Source organism: Paenibacillus sp. R14(2021) (assembly GCF_019431355.1).
Classification (GTDB): domain Bacteria; phylum Bacillota; class Bacilli; order Paenibacillales; family Paenibacillaceae; genus Paenibacillus_Z.
This window is the reverse complement of record NZ_CP080269.1, coordinates 2,282,877-2,299,804: the sequence shown is the minus strand read 5'-3', so window position 1 is coordinate 2,299,804 and position 16,928 is coordinate 2,282,877. Positions and strand designations below refer to the sequence as shown.

Here is a 16,928-nt window from a genome sequence, read left to right as displayed (position 1 = left end):
AGGGAGCGAAGGATCATGACGCATAAAATCGTCGTCGCCGGCTGCGGCGGCATGTCGAATACATGGCTGGATTACGCAGTCCAGCGCGGTAATGCCGAGATCGTCGGCCTTGTCGACATCTATGAGGAAAGCGCTAAAGCCATGGCGGCGAAGCGCGGCCTGCAAGTGCCGACGTTCACGGATCTTGGAGCTGCACTGGTAGCAACGGACGCGAATCTCGTATTCGACGTCACGATCCCAGCCAGTCACAAGCAAATTGTCACGGCAGCTATGAACGCCGGCTGCAATGTATTCGGCGAGAAGCCGATGGCGGAGTCCTATGCGGATGCGCAGGAAATCGTCGCGCTGAGCCAGGCGACGGGCAAGCGATACTCCGTCATGCAGAACCGCCGCTATTTGAAGCAGATCCGTTCGTTCCGCGACATGCTGGCATCCGGCGCGGTCGGCACGGTTGGCGCGATCCACGCGGACTTCTTCCTCGGCGCGCATTTTGGCGGGTTCCGCGATGCCATGGACAGCCCGCTTATTATTGACATGGCGATCCATACGTTCGACCAAGCGCGGTTCATCAGCGGCGCGGATCCCGTATCCGTCTACTGCCACGAGTTTAACCCGCCGGGGTCGTGGTACAAAGGCAATGCGTCTGCAGTGTGCATTTACGAAATGAGCGACGGCTCTGTCTTCACCTACCGGGGCTCCTGGTGCGCGGACGGGCTGAACACCTCGTGGGAAGCGGATTGGCGCGTGAACGGAAGCAGGGGCAGCGCCCGCTGGGATGGCGCGTCCCTGCCGTACGGCGAAGTGGTCAATCCGGAGAAGCCGGAGGGCTTCATCCGCGAGCTGCTGCGCATCGAAGGCGAGTCGAAGTGGGAAGGGCAGGAAGGCCACTGGGGCTGCCTGGACGAGATGTTCACAGCACTGGAGGAAGGCCGTCCTGCGGAGACGGACAGCCTGGACAATATCAAGAGCGTAGCCATGGTTTTCGGCGCTATCGAGAGCGCACGGACGGGGCAGAAGGTCAAGCTGTAAACGAACAGGCAGCGTGTATATGTGCCTGCAATGAAGAAGAATCCGCGCGGGACGCGGATTCTTCTTCTGTTATGAACACTGCTCCTTCGAGCTCCGTTCAGAGCGGGCAAGTCTTGACGCTTCTGCGCTTCTATTCTAATGTTTAAGGGATAGCATGCGAACCCATGGAGAGTGAAGGAACCAATGGCAGTGAAAAAGCCTTATTCAAAGGAAATCAAGGATTACGGCAAACGCGTCAACACGCTCGTGGACGAGTTCGAGAAACAAATTCACGAGCACCTGAACGAGGAATATAACCAATCGACTACCTTCGCGAATAGGCTGGCCGATCGTATCGCTTCGTTCGGCGGCAGCTGGCGATTCATCCTGATTTTTTGCGGCATCCTGCTGTTATGGATCGTCGTCAATACCTTATCATTCACGAAGATCTTGCATTTCGACGAACCGCCCTTCATTTTGCTAAACCTTGTCTTGTCTTTTCTAGCAGGCTTTCAGGCCCCTATTATTATGATGAGCCAGAATCGGCAAGCCACAAGGGACAAAAGGGAATCCATAATCGACTACGCCATCAACTACAAGGCGGAACAAGAAATCGTCGACATACAGGCGCATCTGCACCGGCTGGAGGCCGGTTTTGGTATGTTCAGGCAAGAAGTGCAAACTGAACTCGCGGAGATCAAATCCTTGCTGCTAGAGAACTCGAGTAATAACTTGAAAGACGAATAGAATAGGTTCAATCTCTTACGCCATGCGCGATTAGCACTGTCTTTACTTCCTCGCTGCCCATTACATGATCAGGCAGCTTCGCCCCGGCCTCGATGAGGTTTCGCGTTACCGCTGCGTAGTCTCCGGCAGGATGCCGGAGATGTTGAGACCCCCAGATGCAGCTGCCGAGCGGCGTTCCGCCAAACTCATTGATGGCATGAACGGACGCGCCGTGCTGGAGCAGCAAGGCAACGATTTCTAGATTTCCTTGACTGGCTGCCATATGCAGGGCGGTCGCTGATTGCGGGCGGCGCCGTGCATCGACGGGGAATCCAACTTCCAGCATGATACGAACCGCGTCCAGCCGCCGATCGTCCGCCGCATCCACGATCACACTAGCATCGACGGGCTGCAGCGATGCAGCAAGATTCGGATGCTCAGCAGCAATCGCGTGGACGGCAGCCGTGTCGGCCTGGTAGCATGCCAGCAAGAACTGCTGCTCGGTCGAGCTGTAGCGCAGCATTAAAGCTAAGATTTCATCGCGTTGCAGGCGCTGTGCGAGAAACAAAGGACGCGTTCCAGCACCGATTTTGTAGAGATAGATATGTCCGCCGTCCGAATCGCCTGACGTGAATACGCCTTGCCCCACTTGGGCGTTCAGCACATCGGGATCGCTTGCCAAGAGACGCGATACGGCTTCGACGTCGTTCAGGATGCAGGCGATAAAGATATCCGTCTCGGCGCCGCGCTCTATGAGGTACCTGCACTTGTCCGGGTCATCTACCGCCCATTGTGCCGGCGTGCTGCCATGATCAATATCGCGTCGATCGATATCCGCGCCATGAGTAAGAAGGAAATCGATGATCCGGCGTTCTTTGGCAAAATGAAGAGGAACCTGACCGTCAGGCCCGCGCAGATTAACGACGGCAGGGTCCGCTTCCACCATCTCCGACAGCAGGTCCATCATGTCTAATGCAGCGGCCGCGTGAGTATCGACTTGCGCTCCGCGTTCGATCAGGTAAGGCGCAAGATCGCGTTGGTCATTGTGCAAGACGCCGAAACCTCCAGCCCACCACTGACTTTTCGCGTTGATATCCGCCCCGTTCGCAAGCAAGACATCGACCATCTCGCGACTTCCTCTAGAAGCTGCCACTACAATTGCCGGACTATCGAAAGCAAAGCAGGGGACATTGACGAAGGATGCCAGCCAAGCGTGCGTATGAAACAGTTGCGCTGCAGACGCTGCTTGGTCATCGCGAATCGCCTGCGTGATTTCCTTAATGACTGCTTTCTCCTGCTCGTTCAGTGACGCGAGCAAATCATCCCACTTGTTCTCGTTCATAGTCATTACCTCCAAATAAATGGTGTCCACTGCTGCTTTATCTGCGGGTTTGAACTATTTCGGCAGCGAGCGCTGATCTCCTCTTCCTATCGTTCTCTGACTGGAAGTATGTACATTGTAGGAGCTTCGCAACTTTCCAGTTTATGACATCGTTATAACGTATAGGAATGCGGACCAAGAGCTTGTTCGTAATGGGAGGGATGATGCAGGTTCTTGGGCATATGGGTTCGTTATCTGGGAGGGGACTACCTATATCATCAGCAATTCTGTCGTTCCGAAGGAAGAGATTGGACGAGAGCTCGGACAGGTGAAAAGAAACATGGTGAATTTTGATGCAACACCGCCGCCTGATGTTCATCCGAATGTCGAACAGGATGGGGACAGTAACAGCTTGAAAGCTGGCGATAAGATTTATGAGCGCAATGGCATAGATAAGAAGAGTGAGATCGTGGTGACTGATAATGGGTTGTATGTGAGAGCTTTGAATAAAGCTGGGCGATGAGCGGTTGGGATTAGCAGTGGCAGGAGATTGTTAATGAAGACGCTTCCCCTGGTGGGAGAAGCGTCTTTGCGCTGCATAGCTGTTCGCGGCATCTTATCGATAACGTCTTTTTAGTTCCAGGTATTCTTTTTCAATTTTATCTATTTCATTTGATAAATTGATGTTAGTTAAATTAAGATCCTTGAAGTAGGCTTCTAATCTTTCCTTGTGTTCTTCAATTACCTTTTTTTCGAATTGCAATAGGTATTCAAAATCACTATAAATGTTGTTTAATTGTCTAGTTTCAAAGTATATGTTGTCATTTACATGTGATGCCTTTTCAAAAAATTCATCCTGCTTTCCAAGCCACTCAAGTACTGCGGCTTGCATTTTATCATATTCCTTCTCTGCATAAAAACGTTTAGTTAATCGCCATGTATCCAGCGTGGCGTGCATGATGTCATCTGCTAACTTCCTTCTTCTTGGATACGTGTTAATCAATTCACGATTGTATGGGTAGCTAATTGAAATTCGAATACCGTAAAGCGTGATACCGCCTGTAATTAAAGTAGCCACAAACGCCAAGGCATCCCAATTAGCGCTTATTTTACCTAACGAGAACTTAAGTAAATCTTCAATTAGCTTTAATGATAATAAGATTGCAACGAATAGGATTAATAACACAGATAGGATTCGGACCCACTTCATAATTCGTTCTTCCAAAGGAATTTTCATGGTTGTCTCCGCTGATATTTTTTACTAATTCCTTTCGACGTTATGGAAGGAACATCCTGCAAAATCACAAATCGAACTCATCGGAATGCAACAGACACTGTGTCACTCCAATTGGAGTGGCCTTTTTTGTTGATGAAACCATCAACGAACGCAAGGCGAAGCGCTTCCATAAAAACGTTGATTTTTTATAAAAAGGGGTTAACGAATTGAAAAGATTTACGAGAATCGTTTTTGTATGCTAAATCTAGTAACACATACCATCTATCGATATGAGGGGGATTCACAAGAATGAAGAAATCACTTACGCTCATCGTCTTGTCTGTACTGGTACTGCTCCTTGCCGCATGCGGCAGCAGCACCAAGAACAATACGGAGCCGGCCAGCACGACGACGAATAACGCGAAAACGGACACGGACAGCGGCGGAAGCACGGATAGCAGCGCCAAAGGCAGCATCGGCATCTCCATGCCGACCAAGTCCTCCGAGCGCTGGGTAGGCGATGGCGCCAACATGAAAAAGGAATTCGAGACGCTCGGTTACAGCGTCGACCTCCAGTATGCGGAGGATGTGATCGAGAATCAAGTCTCCCAGATCGAGAACATGATTACTAAAGGCGCGAAGGTTCTGGTCATCGCAGCCATCGACGGCGAGTCACTGACGGACGTGCTTCAGAAGGCAGCCGACCAGAAGATTCAAGTCATCGCATACGACCGTCTGATCAAGAACACAGAGCATGTCACCTACTACGCCACGTTTGATAACTTCAAGGTCGGCGTGCTGCAGGCGTCATACCTGGAGAAGAAGCTGGGCCTGAAGGACGGCAAAGGACCATTCAATATCGAGCTGTTCGCCGGCTCTCCCGACGATAACAATGCTTACTTCTTCTTCGACGGCGCTATGTCCGTGCTTCAGCCGTACATCGACAACGGCAAGCTGGTCGTGAAGAGCGGCCAGACCAAGATGGAACAAGTAGCCACGCTTCGCTGGGATGGCGCGACGGCGCAAGCCCGCATGGATAATCTGCTGAGCGCGAACTACGCGAGCGACACGGTCCACGCGGTACTGTCTCCGTACGACGGTATCAGCATCGGCATCATCTCTTCCTTGAAAGGCGTAGGCTACGGATCTGCCGACAAGCCAATGCCAGTCATCAGCGGCCAGGATGCCGAGGTGGCATCGGTTAAATCCATTATTGCCGGCGAGCAAACCTCGACGATCTTCAAGGATACGCGCGAGCTGGCGAAAGTCGCGGTCGGCATGGCGGAGGCGATCATTGAAGGCAAGGAAGCGAAAGTCAACGATACGAAAACGTACAATAACGGCGTGAAAATCGTACCTTCGTTCCTGCTCGAGCCAGTGTCGGTCGACAAGGAGAACTACAAGCAAGTACTCGTCGATTCCGGCTATTACACAGAAGACGAATTGAAATAAGCCAGCGGTAAGCCGACTTGGCAAACCCTGATTTAGCGACGGCGCGGCGGCGCCGTTGCTAAATCATTTCAGGTTCCCGGCCGCTGTAGATTTTATATTAGTAAGGGCGTGTGATGGCTTTGACGGAGATCATATTGGAAATGAGAGGAATCACCAAAACCTTTCCGGGCGTTAAGGCGCTCGAAAACGTAAATTTCAAAGTGCGAGAAGGCGAAATTCATGCGTTGATGGGTGAGAACGGAGCGGGCAAATCCACATTGATGAAGGTGCTCTCCGGCGTATATCCGCACGGCTCTTATGAGGGCGACATTTTATTCAAGGGCAAAGCCTGCGAATTTAAAAATATTCGGAACAGCGAGCAGTTGGGCATTGTCATTATTCATCAGGAGCTGGCGCTTATTCCGCAGCTTTCCGTGGCGGAAAATATTTTTCTCGGCAACGAACAGGCAAGCGGGGGCATCATCGACTGGAACCAGACGATCTTGCGTACCCGGGAGCTGCTGGACATGGTAGGGTTGACTGAATCGCCAAACACGCAGGCCGGAACGATGGGCGTGGGCAAGCAGCAGTTGGTCGAGATCGCCAAGGCGCTGTCGAAGAAAGTGAAGCTGCTGATTCTGGATGAGCCCACGGCGGCGCTGAATGAAGAAGACAGCGAGAATCTGCTGCAATTAATGCTTTCGTTCAAGGCGCAGGGGATTACGTCGATTCTCATTTCGCATAAGCTGAACGAAATTATGAAGGTAGCCGACTCGATCACGATTCTGCGGGACGGCAAATCGATCGAGACTCTGAACGTGAAGGAAGACCGGATCACAGAGGACCGGATTATTAAAGGGATGGTGGGCCGCGACTTGACGCACCGCTATCCAGAACGCGTGCCGGCGATCGGCGACGTGCTGTTCGAGGTCAGAAACTGGCAAGTCTATCATCCCATGCAGGCGGATCGCAAAGTCATCGACAATGTGAACTTCAACGTCAGGCAAGGCGAAATCGTGGGAATTGCAGGCTTGATGGGGGCCGGACGCACGGAGCTTGCGATGAGTGTGTTCGGACAGGCGTACGGCAAAAAAATCAGCGGCCAATTGTTCAAGAACGGCCGCGAAATCAAGCTGCCCAGCATCGGCGATGCGATCGATCAGGGCATCGCGTACGTGACGGAGGACCGCAAGGAATACGGCCTGATCCTAATGGAGGACATCAAGCGCAATACAACGCTCGCGAACCTGGACGGCATTGCCAAGTGGTTCGTCGTGAATGACTACAGGGAGCATCACGAGGCGGAGAGCTTCCGGAAGAAGCTGAATATCAAGACGCCGAGCATTCATCAGAAGACGGGCAATCTGAGCGGTGGCAACCAGCAGAAGGTCGTGCTGAGCAAATGGATCTTTACGGGGCCGGATTTACTTATCTTGGACGAGCCGACACGCGGCATCGACGTCGGGGCCAAGTATGAAATCTATACGATCATCCACCAATTGGCCGCGCAAGGCAAAGGCATTCTGATGATCTCCTCCGAGCTGCCAGAGCTCCTAGGCATGTGCGATCGCATCTATGTTATGAGCGAGGGCAGCTTCACGGGCGAAGTTTCGAGAAAAGAAGCGAATCAGGAAACACTGATGAAATATATGACAACAAGCAGGAGGTAGCCTGGCATGGAAATGGCAGTTAAATTAGTCCGCAGCAATTTTCGGCAATACGGCATGTTCGTTGCATTAGTCTTGATCATGCTTCTCTTTCAATTCCTCTCGGATGGGATTTTGTTGAAACCGCTTAACATTACGAACCTCATTTTGCAGAACAGCTACATTCTGATTCTCGCGATCGGCATGCTGCTCGTCATTATTACAGGCCATATCGATCTGTCCGTCGGATCAGTTGCCGCCTTCGTCGGCGCAGTATCCTCGATCATGATGGTTAAGCACGGGATGTCGTTTGTGCTGGCCATGGTCCTGTCGCTGCTGTTCGGCGCGATCGTCGGCGCTTGGCAGGGATTCTGGGTCGCCTACGTGCGGATTCCGTCTTTTATCGTCACGCTGGCAGGCATGCTGCTGTTCCGCGGACTGACGATGCTGGTCCTAAACGGCAAGTCGGTCGCGCCTTTCCCCGATGCTTTCCGCTCAATCAGTACGGGATTCCTCCCGGATATCCCAGGACATTGGAATATGCATGCGCTGACGCTGCTCATCGGCGTTGTATTGTCCGTGCTCGTTGTCATGATGGATTGGCGTTCGCGCATCGTACAGCAGCGGTATAATCTAGAGGTTGTGCCCATATCGTTCTTCGTGCTGAAGCTGGCGGCGATTGCAGTCGTAATTAACCTGCTTTCGTACGTGCTCGCATCGTACAAAGGGCTGCCGAACATCCTCGTCTTGCTCTTCGTACTGGTCGCGCTGTATACGTTCATCATGCGCAAGACGGTCATGGGCCGCCATATATATGCGCTCGGAGGCAACGAGAAAGCCGCTAGGCTATCCGGCGTCAAGACGAAGAAAATGACGTTCCTCGTATTCGTCAATATGGGCGTGCTTGCGGCATTAGCCGGTCTCGTATTCGCAGCAAGATTGAACGCGGCAACGCCGAAGGCCGGCGTCAATTTCGAGCTAGACGCGATCGCGGCTGCATTCATTGGCGGGGCATCCGCGACCGGCGGCGTCGGCACGGTCATCGGGGCGATCGTCGGGGGCCTTGTCATGGGCGTTATGAACAACGGGATGTCGCTGATCGGACTTGGGATTGACTACCAGCAGGGGATCAAGGGGCTAGTGCTTCTTCTCGCCGTGGCATTCGACTTGTACAACAAGAACAAGTCGGCGTAAATCGATATCCATTCACATAAAACTTGTAGCGCGGAGCGGCACAACCCCTTGTGTCCCTTCGCGCTACTTGCTATGTTTGATGGGAACGAGTTTACGAGGCTGCGAGATTAATAGGGGGTACGGGCTTGAAGAAGCTGCTGATGGTGTACATCGTGCTGATTGGAACGCTGATGGTCTACTTGTACATGGCTTTCGTCCGGGGCGATGACAGCGGATTGTTGAACGAATCGGAAGGCTTGCATGGCTCGATGGATCAGAAATATGTCATGGTCAATTTCTTGACGGGGATCGACTATTGGAAGAATGGGCTCAAAGGGTTCGAGGATGCGGCGGAGGCGCTCGGCGTATCGGTCGAATACCGCGGTTCCACGCAGTACGACGTGCAGGAAGAAGTCATGGTGCTCGAGCAAGTCATCGCGCGGAATCCCGCTGGCATCGCCGTCAGCGCGATTAATTCGGAAGCGCTTAACGCGGCGATTAACAAGGCGGTAGATGCCGGCATTCCAGTCGTTATGTTCGATTCGGACGCGCCGGACAGCAAGGCATATTCGTTTCTCGGCACCGATAATTACAAGGCCGGTGTGACCGCCGCGCACAAGATGGCCGAGCTGACGGGCGGAATCGGCAAAATCGGCATCATAACGCATCCCAATCAATTGAATTTACAGGAACGCACGCGAGGATTCGAGGAAACGATCCGTGCCTCATATCCGGACTTGAAGCTGGCGGGAGTCGAGGACGGGAAGGGCGATCAATTGGTGTCTGAACAGAAAGCCGTCCAGCTGCTTGCGCGTAATCCGGATCTCAAGGGTATCTTCGTGACGGAAGCCAATGGAGGCGTCGGAGCGGGCAATGCCATTCTTCGAGGGGCCAAGCTGAATCAGGTGCGCGTCATCAGCTTCGATACGGACAAAGGGACGCTGGATATGGTAAAGAGCGGCACGATTGCGGCCACGATCGCCCAAGGTACGTGGAACATGGGGTACTGGTCGCTGATGCAGCTCTTCCATCTGCGCAACGATATCGTCGAGCCGAAGGCCAATTGGCGCGGGTCGAATATTTCTCCCGTACCGGTCTACGTGGACACGGGCGTAACGGTCGTTACAAAAGCCGATGTCGATCACTACTATGCCAAATAACGTGCCTGCATATCCGGCCCCAAGGTGAAGGTGAAGAAGGATGGTCATGAAACAGCTGCAGCGATGGTTTCAGCTTAATAATTGGTCGATTCGATACAAGCTCATTTTTCATTTTCTGCTGATCAGCATCGTTCCGTCTATGGGCATCGGTCTTCTAATGGGCTGGACGGCGAACGGCATCGTCGAGAAGCAGGTCAACAGCCATACGACGCAGCTGATTGACAGCGTTAACAAATCGCTGGATACCTACGCTGGCAACATTCAGAATATCTCGTACTTTATTGCGATGGATCCCGAAATCCAGTCCTTTCTGCGCGAGGGCGAATCCGCGATTGACGATGACGGCGAGCGGTATCGCATGTCCAAATTTCTGCAGAGCTTCACGACGCTGTATTCGGAAGTGGCCGGCATTATCGTCGTGCGAGCGAACGGGGATTATTTCAGTAATGAAATGTATGCGAGGACGGGCAAGAGCCTGACGGAGGAAAGCTGGTACCAGGAAGCCGTCCAAGCGAAGGGTATATTCAAAATCATCGGACATCCCGCCGGGCGTAATGTAACGACGCACGCGAATTACAAGGAGAGCGAGGTCGTCTCCGTCGTGCGGGCGATCCAGAATCCGGACACGCAGCGTACCGAAGGCGTCGTCTTGATCGATCTCAAGCTGCGGGTTATTGCCGAAACGGTCCGCGACGTGAGACTCGGCAAATCAGGTTTCCTCATGGTCGTCAACGACGAAGGGGAACGGATCTACATGCCGCGCAACGCGAATCTTGGATCGGCGGATCTGAAGCAGCTTAGCGGCCAGTCGTCCGGGACGTTCTCGCAGACGGTGAACGGCAGGCGCTTGCAGTTCACCTATCAGAAGTCTCCCTTTACGAACTGGACGACGGTCGGCGTATTCGCCGTATCGGACAGCGCTCAGGAAATCAAAGATATTAATTTGTATTTGGTCGCGTTCGTGTCTATCGTGTGCATGCTTGGCATCGCCGCTTCTTATTATTTGTCGCATTCGATCTCGCGGCCGATTTCACAATTGACCTCGTTCATGCGCAAGGTCGAGGAAGGCAATATGACCATTCGAATTCCCGTCGAACGCGAGGACGAGATGGGCGTGCTGGGTCGCAGCTTCAACAAGATGCTGTCGCAAATCACGCGGCTCATCTCGCAGGTCCGCGAGGAGCAGCAGCTGAAGAGGGAGGCGGAGCTGCGAAGCTTGCAGGCCCATATCCAGCCGCACTTCCTGTACAATACGCTCGACACGATTCAATGGCTCGCCCGTAAGGACGGTGCGCAAGAAGCGACGGAGATGGTGGAGACGCTGTCCAAGCTGTTTCGTCTCGGCCTTAGCAAAGGACAGGAATTTATCTCGCTTGCGGACGAGATCGAACATATTCGGAGCTATCTCAAAATTCAACAAACCCGCTACAAGGAGAAGTTGAATTACAGGATTGATATGGACGAGAACTGCGGCGACATGCCGGTGCTCAAGCTCATTCTGCAGCCGATCGTCGAGAACGCGATCTACCACGGCATCAAGGAACGAAGAGGGCCGGGGCTGGTCGAGGTTCGCGCGTCCGTAGCCGGCGGCATGCTGAACTTGACCGTCCGGGATGACGGCGCGGGCATGAAGGAAGAGCGTCTGGAAGCGCTGCGCGCGACGCTTGAGGCCGTATCGGCGCCTGCGGTCGCTGCAGGCAGCTCCGAAGCAACGGAGGCCGGTCGGCGCTTGAACGGCTTAAGCGCAAGCTATGGCTTGTGGAACGTGCAGGAACGGATCAGGCTGAGCTTCGGCGAAAGCTATGGCATCACGTTGGAGAGCAAGGAGAAGGCCGGCACGATCGTAACGATCAAACATCCCATTCAATTGCGGAAGGAGGAGACAGCGCATGGCAAGGACTTGGAAAGTAGTCATAGCGGATGACGAGCGGATCATTCGCGAAGGCATTCGCAGCTCGATTCCGTGGGAGGCGCTGAATCTGGAGGTCGCGGGGGAGGCCGAGGACGGCGAAGAAGCGCTGGAGCTGGCAATCGCGCATCACGTGCATCTCATCTTGGTGGATTTGAGCATGCCGATCATGAACGGACTGACCTTGATCAAGCGCCTGCGCGAGCAGCTGCCCAAGTGCAAAATCGTGATCATTACCGGGCATGATGAATTTGCCTATGCGCAGGAGGCGATTAAGCTTGAGGTCGATGATTACGTCTTGAAGCCGGTCAACCCCGGAGCACTGGAAGCACTGCTGCGTAAGCTCGTCCAGAAGCTGGAAGCGACGATGATCAACGACGATCTGCTGCACATGGCTTCCAAGCAAATCGAGAAGAATTTCGATCTGCTGCGCGAGCGCTTCTGTTTGGAGTGGCTGAAGGGCGAGCTGGAGGAGGAAGAAATTACGGGACAGCTTTCCTTTCTGCAGATGCCCGTCGAGCCGCCGGACATTGTGGGCGTGATCCGTTGGACCGAGCAGTCGAAAGGGAAGACGTTCTACAACGAGAAAGACCGGCAGCTGCTTCTGTTTGCGATCGAGAATATCGCAGAGGAGCTGCTGCGCGGCTTCCCGCTCGTGCATTTCAGGGATGAGGTCGGGCTGATCGTGCTGTTCATCTGGGGAGACGCAAGAGAAGCCGTCTTGAAGGAAATCGAGATCTCGGTCGCAAGATATCTTCGGATCACGATTGCGGCCAGCTACGATTCGGAAACCGGGGAGGGCATCGCATCGCGCTATGCCGAGGCGAAAGCGTGCGTGAACCGGGAGACGCGGCTCACGCCGTTCGTCCGCCGGACGAAAGAGGTGATCGCCGAGCGCTACGCCGACCAGAGCTTGTCGCTTGAAGGCGTAGCGGGCGAGATGAACGTATCCGCCGTGTATTTAAGCCGGCTGTTTAAACAGGAAATGGGTGCCGCGTTTATTCGATATTTGACACAAACGCGAATGAAAGAAGCCATCCGGCTGCTCAGCGAGACGGACCTCGCCATTCACGAAATTGCGGAGCGGACGGGCTATGAATCGCAGCACTATTTCAGTACGGCGTTTAAGAAAGCGACTGGACTGCCTCCGAACCAGTATAGGAAGAAGGTTAATTGAGGTCATTAGCGGATTTGGCGGAATATCGCTCACTCGGCGAAATAAGGGGAAGCAGGAGTAACGTAAAAAGGTGCCTCGATGGGCACCTTTTTGCGTTGAACCGCTTGCGTATACGAGCTTCGCTTTCAGTTATACTAAATAGCCGTCATAACGTTTTTCTCTCCAAAGCTCCCAATGTTTTTCTGACGCAAGCACCTGATGCGTATCGCTAACCTGATGAATCACAGCATCGGCATAATTAATATCATGCTTATTATAACGCTGGCGAACTCTCGTCTTTTCACGTATTGGATCGTGTGTTGGAATGGAAGATAGCAATGACCTCGTGTAAGGATGAACCGGGTTTTCATAGATATCCTTTACATTCCCGAGCTCAACAATATGACCCAGGTGCATAACGGCTACTCTGTCCGAAATGGATCGTACCATGGATAAATCGTGAGCAATGAACATATACGTGAGCTTGTATTGCTGCTGCAGTTTTTTCATGAGATTAATGACTTGCGCTTGAATAGATACATCCAAAGCCGAAATAATTTCATCAGCAATGATAAACTTAGGCTCCATGACTAAGGCTCTTGAAATGCCGATTCGCTGCCGCTGTCCGCCGGAGAATTGATGCGGATAACGATTGATGACGGAACCGGACAATCCAACGCTTTCCAAAACATCGATAACGCGCTGTTTTCTTTCCTCAGGCGTCCGGCTCAGCCCATTTACATCTAATCCGAATGCAACGATATCCAAAATGGTTTTCCTTGGATTCAAGGAGGCCATGGGATCCTGGAAGATCATCTGCATGTTTCTTCTTAGGAATTTTTCTTTATCCTTTTTCAGCGGACCGGATATCTTCTCGCCAAGAAAGGTGACTTCGCCCTGCTGATAGTCATAGATGCGGATCAATGCACGCCCGAGCGTGCTTTTGCCGCTTCCGCTTTCACCGACAATACTGAAGGTTTCGCCCTCATAAATTTCAAAAGACACACCGTTTACGGCGCGCACGGTCGTTTTCCGATCCACTCGAAAATGCTGATGTAAATCTTTAACGGATAGTATTACCTTACGGCTCATTTCTCCATCCCCTTTAATAATGCTAGCCTTTTCGCGAGGATTTCCGGTCGTTCTACTCTAGGGGCGCGTTCATCTAACAGCCAACTTTTGACGCGGTGCGTCGGTGTCACTTGAAAGTAGGGAGGCTCTTCTACGAAATCAATCTCCAGTGCGTAGTCGCTTCGGTAGGCAAATGCATCGCCAGGGGGCGGCTCCATAAGAATCGGCGGTGCCCCTGGTATCGAATATAGCGCTTCGTCAAGGTCGTCCGTTAGCGTAGGAAGCGATGAGAGCAGGCCCCACGTATAGGGATGCTGGGGGTTATAGAAGATTTCATTGACATGGCCTTCTTCTACAATTTGTCCTGCATACATAACCGCAACGCGATCGGCAACATTAGCGACAACGCCCAAATCATGCGTGATGAAAATGATGGCTACCCCGGTGCGCTGCTGAATGTCTTTAATCAAATCAATGATTTGAGCCTGAATCGTGACATCCAGCGCAGTCGTCGGTTCATCCGCAATCAATACATCCGGTTCGCATGCGAGTGCAATTGCAATCACGATCCGCTGCCTCATCCCGCCGGATAATTGATGGGGGTATTGTTTGATGCGTTTCGTGGGATTGTCGATGCCGACAAGCGCTAACAATTTCAGGGTCTGGGCAAGGGCATCTTTCTTGTTCGACACGACGCGGTGAATCAACATGCTCTCCATGATTTGCTTGCCCACCGTCATTGTCGGATTGAGACTTGTCATCGGGTCTTGGAAAATAATCGCAACTTTACTCCCGCGAATCGATGTCTCAAATTCCTTATCGCTCAGTTTGGTTAAGTCAACGATTCTTCCATCCTGATTGAAGAGAATGCTGCCCTCGATTATCGCATTTTTGCCAGCGAGCCCCAGGATGGATTTGGTTGTTACCGACTTCCCGCTGCCGCTTTCCCCTACGATCGCAAGCGTTTCCCCGCGCTTTAAATGAAAGGAGACGTCGCGAATAACATGGTTATACCCTTGCTGCATGTTAAATGTAATCGTTAAGTTCTGCACTTCCAGTACGTTGTTGTTATCCATATCATCACCTAAATATGTTTCATTTTTGTATCTAAAGCGTCGCGAAGCCCATCGGAAATCAAGTTGAAGCTAAGCATCAACAGCGAAAGTACGATGACAGGAGAAACGATAAGATAGGGCTGGGTCAACAGGCTCTGGTATCCTGTACTGATCAGAACGCCAAGCGAGGCTTGGGGCGGTTGAAGTCCTAAACCGACAAACGCTAGGAAGGATTCGTAAAAGATCGCGCTCGGGATCGAGAACATCGACATCACTAGAATTTGCCCAGCAATATTCGGCAGTAATTCCTTGACGATAATCTTGAAATGGGAAGCGCCTAATGTTTTTGCAGCCAGCACGAACTCTTGCTCTTTAAGTGCCATTACTTGTGAACGGACCACGCTGCTCATTCCGATCCAGCCCGTTATCATTATCGCGAGTATGATGGTGACGATCCCCGGTTTTAAAATAATCGCAAAGATGATGACGACAACCAAATTAGGGATGCCGTTGATAATCTCCACAAATCGCTGCATGACCATATCCATTTTTCCGCCAAAATAACCCGAGATAAGACCGAACGAAATGCCGATCAACACGTCGACCGCTACTGCGATGACAGCGATCAAAAACGAGATCTGGGTTCCTTTCCAAACCCGGGTCCACAAATCGCGGCCTAAGCTATCGCTGCCGAACCAATAGTAGACGTTCTCCAAGGCCGGCGTATCATACATATTGGTCCCGCTTATCTTCCCATCGAAAATACCGATGTTTTCCAATACCGGCGCTCTCGGAGGCAGATTCAATTGACGCTTCTCGACATGATCATACGCTCTGCCGCTGAGAAGGGGACCGATCAGGGCCAGCACAAAGATAATGGCAATGACAACAACGCCAAAAACCGCGCCTTTGTTCTTGCGAAAACGCACAAAAGCATCTTTGGAAAAGCTGCGCGCCTCAATCTGCGCGATGTCTTGTTCGAGCTGTTTACGACGTTTAGCTAATTTGAATAGATTCGTTCCAGTAATCAAGATGAACCTCCTTTTGCAACGCGGATCTTCGGGTTGATGACGCCATATAAAATATCAACGATTAAGTTCATGGCAATATACAATGCGCTGTACACGAAAGCGATCATGACAATGACGTTATAATCCTTGACTTGAATGGCATTAACCAATAGACTCCCGATGCCCGGAATGCCGTACACTTTCTCAATAACGAGCGATCCCGTCATAAGGTTAACGAGCAGCGGCCCGGCAATCGTAATGACAGAGATGAGCGCATTTCGTAGTCCATGTTTAAAGATAATCTGTTTGGATCGTACGCCTTTGGCACGAGCAAGCTGAATGTATTCCGAGTTCAGTACCTCGATGAGCTCCGATCGCAGAAAACGCGCGACTTGCGCAATGACAAACATCGACAAGGCGATTGTAGGAAGAATGGAGGAACTGTACGGTTTATCAATGGAATAACTAATGTCCGTCCATCCTAATCGATAGCCGACAAAGTAGCTGAGCAGCAGAGCGAACACATAAGAAGGGACGCTTACGCCAATGACGGAGACGATCGTAGCGGCGTTATCCTTCCACGTATTGTGTGCGATTACGCCAATGATGCCGAGAATCATCCCCAGAAAACTACCGATAACCATGGTCTGCAAGCCAATTCGCATGGATACGCCGAGTTCCGACCATACCAGCCCAGCAACAGGCTGGTTCTTGATAATCGAATAGGAAATGCCGAAATCGCCCTTTAAGGCGTTGACGAAAAATATGGCAGCCTTTTCAAAGAAAGGCTTATTTAATCCATAGTGCTCGCGCAATATCGCAATTTGGTCAACCGATAATCGTTCATCATTAAACGGCGACCCCGGTAAAAACTCCAGGAGCAGGAAAAGAACAAATAAAATGACCACTAATGTGACGATCGCCCAAAATATTCGCTTGAAAATATACGTTGTCATGATCATACCCCTTGGTAGACAAAAGAGCGCATAGCGCTCTTTTGTCTCTTACTATGCAATTGGAATCTGTCGATTTCTAATGATGTTTGG

15 protein-coding genes are annotated in these 16,928 nt (G+C 51.9%); 9 read left to right on the top strand and 6 right to left on the bottom strand.

The features are described 5' to 3' along the window. Window positions 1-12 precede the first annotated feature (12 nt). Both KXU80_RS10930 and KXU80_RS10925 read left to right on the top strand, forming a co-directional pair. Entirely contained in the window at window positions 13-1,029 is a 1,017-nt protein-coding gene (locus KXU80_RS10930; RefSeq protein WP_374987784.1) for a Gfo/Idh/MocA family protein, read from the top strand. Window positions 1,030-1,212: 183 nt separating this feature from the next. Continuing rightward, window positions 1,213-1,755, top strand: a complete 543-nt coding sequence (locus KXU80_RS10925; RefSeq protein WP_219838203.1) for a DUF1003 domain-containing protein — start codon at window positions 1,213-1,215, stop codon at window positions 1,753-1,755. A 7-nt stretch (window positions 1,756-1,762) separates the two neighbouring features. On the opposite strand, the gene KXU80_RS10920 is transcribed toward KXU80_RS10925, so the two are convergent. Next, window positions 1,763-3,076 carry an ankyrin repeat domain-containing protein gene (locus KXU80_RS10920; RefSeq protein ID WP_219838202.1) on the bottom strand — a complete coding sequence of 438 codons (1,314 nt, stop codon included), beginning with the start codon at window positions 3,074-3,076 and terminating at the stop codon, window positions 1,763-1,765. A 319-nt stretch (window positions 3,077-3,395) separates the two neighbouring features. Here KXU80_RS10920 and KXU80_RS10915 point away from each other — a divergent pair, with 319 nt between their 5' ends. Beyond that, window positions 3,396-3,578, top strand: a complete 183-nt coding sequence (locus tag KXU80_RS10915; RefSeq protein ID WP_219838201.1) for a hypothetical protein — start codon at window positions 3,396-3,398, stop codon at window positions 3,576-3,578. A 93-nt stretch (window positions 3,579-3,671) separates the two neighbouring features. Here the strand turns inward: KXU80_RS10915 and KXU80_RS10910 are convergent, their stop codons facing one another. Next, window positions 3,672-4,292, bottom strand: coding sequence for a hypothetical protein (locus KXU80_RS10910; protein ID WP_219838200.1), 621 nt, complete (start codon window positions 4,290-4,292; stop codon window positions 3,672-3,674). A 288-nt stretch (window positions 4,293-4,580) separates the two neighbouring features. Between KXU80_RS10910 and chvE the strand changes: the two genes are divergently transcribed. The 6 genes from chvE (at window position 4,581) to KXU80_RS10880 (ending at window position 12,767) form a co-directional block, all read left to right on the top strand. Further along, window positions 4,581-5,723, top strand: a complete 1,143-nt coding sequence (gene chvE / locus KXU80_RS10905) for a multiple monosaccharide ABC transporter substrate-binding protein (protein ID WP_219838199.1) — start codon at window positions 4,581-4,583, stop codon at window positions 5,721-5,723. A gap of 119 nt (window positions 5,724-5,842) precedes the next feature. Beyond that, window positions 5,843-7,372: a multiple monosaccharide ABC transporter ATP-binding protein gene (mmsA, locus tag KXU80_RS10900; protein ID WP_219838198.1), complete on the top strand. Its 1,530-nt coding sequence runs from the start codon at window positions 5,843-5,845 to the stop codon at window positions 7,370-7,372. Window positions 7,373-7,378: 6 nt separating this feature from the next. Then, entirely contained in the window at window positions 7,379-8,542 is a 1,164-nt protein-coding gene (gene mmsB, locus KXU80_RS10895; RefSeq protein ID WP_219838197.1) for a multiple monosaccharide ABC transporter permease, read from the top strand. A 125-nt stretch (window positions 8,543-8,667) separates the two neighbouring features. After that, a complete protein-coding gene (locus KXU80_RS10890; protein ID WP_219838196.1) occupies window positions 8,668-9,681 on the top strand; it encodes a substrate-binding domain-containing protein in 1,014 nt (337 codons plus the stop codon). Window positions 9,682-9,727: 46 nt separating this feature from the next. Further along, the gene (locus tag KXU80_RS10885; protein ID WP_308858237.1) at window positions 9,728-11,605 is read left to right on the top strand and encodes a cache domain-containing sensor histidine kinase; all 1,878 of its coding nucleotides are present in this window, start codon (window positions 9,728-9,730) and stop codon (window positions 11,603-11,605) included. Further along, window positions 11,571-12,767, top strand: a complete 1,197-nt coding sequence (locus tag KXU80_RS10880) for a response regulator (protein WP_219838194.1) — start codon at window positions 11,571-11,573, stop codon at window positions 12,765-12,767. Before KXU80_RS10885 ends, KXU80_RS10880 begins: the two co-directional genes overlap by 35 nt. Window positions 12,768-12,896: 129 nt before the next feature. On the opposite strand, the gene KXU80_RS10875 is transcribed toward KXU80_RS10880, so the two are convergent. From KXU80_RS10875 to KXU80_RS10860, 4 genes are read right to left on the bottom strand one after another with little or no spacing between them, the layout of a single operon-like run. After that, window positions 12,897-13,838 (bottom strand): ABC transporter ATP-binding protein, encoded by a 942-nt coding sequence (locus tag KXU80_RS10875; RefSeq protein WP_219838193.1) that lies wholly within the window; start codon window positions 13,836-13,838, stop codon window positions 12,897-12,899. Beyond that, window positions 13,835-14,893 carry an ABC transporter ATP-binding protein gene (locus KXU80_RS10870; protein WP_219838192.1) on the bottom strand — a complete coding sequence of 353 codons (1,059 nt, stop codon included), beginning with the start codon at window positions 14,891-14,893 and terminating at the stop codon, window positions 13,835-13,837. Before KXU80_RS10870 ends, KXU80_RS10875 begins: the two co-directional genes overlap by 4 nt. An 8-nt stretch (window positions 14,894-14,901) precedes the next feature. Further along, window positions 14,902-15,903 carry an oligopeptide ABC transporter permease gene (opp3C, locus tag KXU80_RS10865; protein ID WP_258171350.1) on the bottom strand — a complete coding sequence of 334 codons (1,002 nt, stop codon included), beginning with the start codon at window positions 15,901-15,903 and terminating at the stop codon, window positions 14,902-14,904. Then, the gene (locus KXU80_RS10860) at window positions 15,900-16,838 is read right to left on the bottom strand and encodes an ABC transporter permease (protein ID WP_219838191.1); all 939 of its coding nucleotides are present in this window, start codon (window positions 16,836-16,838) and stop codon (window positions 15,900-15,902) included. Before KXU80_RS10860 ends, opp3C begins: the two co-directional genes overlap by 4 nt. Window positions 16,839-16,928 lie beyond the last annotated feature (90 nt).

Excerpts from the sequence above, each read along its gene's own strand:
- KXU80_RS10925 (WP_219838203.1), top strand. The coding sequence starts at position 1,213 with ATGGCAGTGAAAAAGCCTTATTCAAAGGAAATCAAGGATTACGGCAAA.
- KXU80_RS10920 (WP_219838202.1), bottom strand. The coding sequence starts at position 3,076 with ATGAACGAGAACAAGTGGGATGATTTGCTCGCGTCACTGAACGAGCAG.
- KXU80_RS10915 (WP_219838201.1), top strand. The coding sequence starts at position 3,396 with ATGGTGAATTTTGATGCAACACCGCCGCCTGATGTTCATCCGAATGTC.
- KXU80_RS10910 (WP_219838200.1), bottom strand. The coding sequence starts at position 4,292 with ATGAAAATTCCTTTGGAAGAACGAATTATGAAGTGGGTCCGAATCCTA.
- chvE (WP_219838199.1), top strand. The coding sequence starts at position 4,581 with ATGAAGAAATCACTTACGCTCATCGTCTTGTCTGTACTGGTACTGCTC.
- mmsB (WP_219838197.1), top strand. The coding sequence starts at position 7,379 with ATGGAAATGGCAGTTAAATTAGTCCGCAGCAATTTTCGGCAATACGGC.
- KXU80_RS10885 (WP_308858237.1), top strand. The coding sequence starts at position 9,728 with ATGAAACAGCTGCAGCGATGGTTTCAGCTTAATAATTGGTCGATTCGA.
- KXU80_RS10880 (WP_219838194.1), top strand. The coding sequence starts at position 11,571 with ATGGCAAGGACTTGGAAAGTAGTCATAGCGGATGACGAGCGGATCATT.
- KXU80_RS10875 (WP_219838193.1), bottom strand. The coding sequence starts at position 13,838 with ATGAGCCGTAAGGTAATACTATCCGTTAAAGATTTACATCAGCATTTT.
- KXU80_RS10870 (WP_219838192.1), bottom strand. The coding sequence starts at position 14,893 with ATGGATAACAACAACGTACTGGAAGTGCAGAACTTAACGATTACATTT.
- KXU80_RS10860 (WP_219838191.1), bottom strand. The coding sequence starts at position 16,838 with ATGACAACGTATATTTTCAAGCGAATATTTTGGGCGATCGTCACATTA.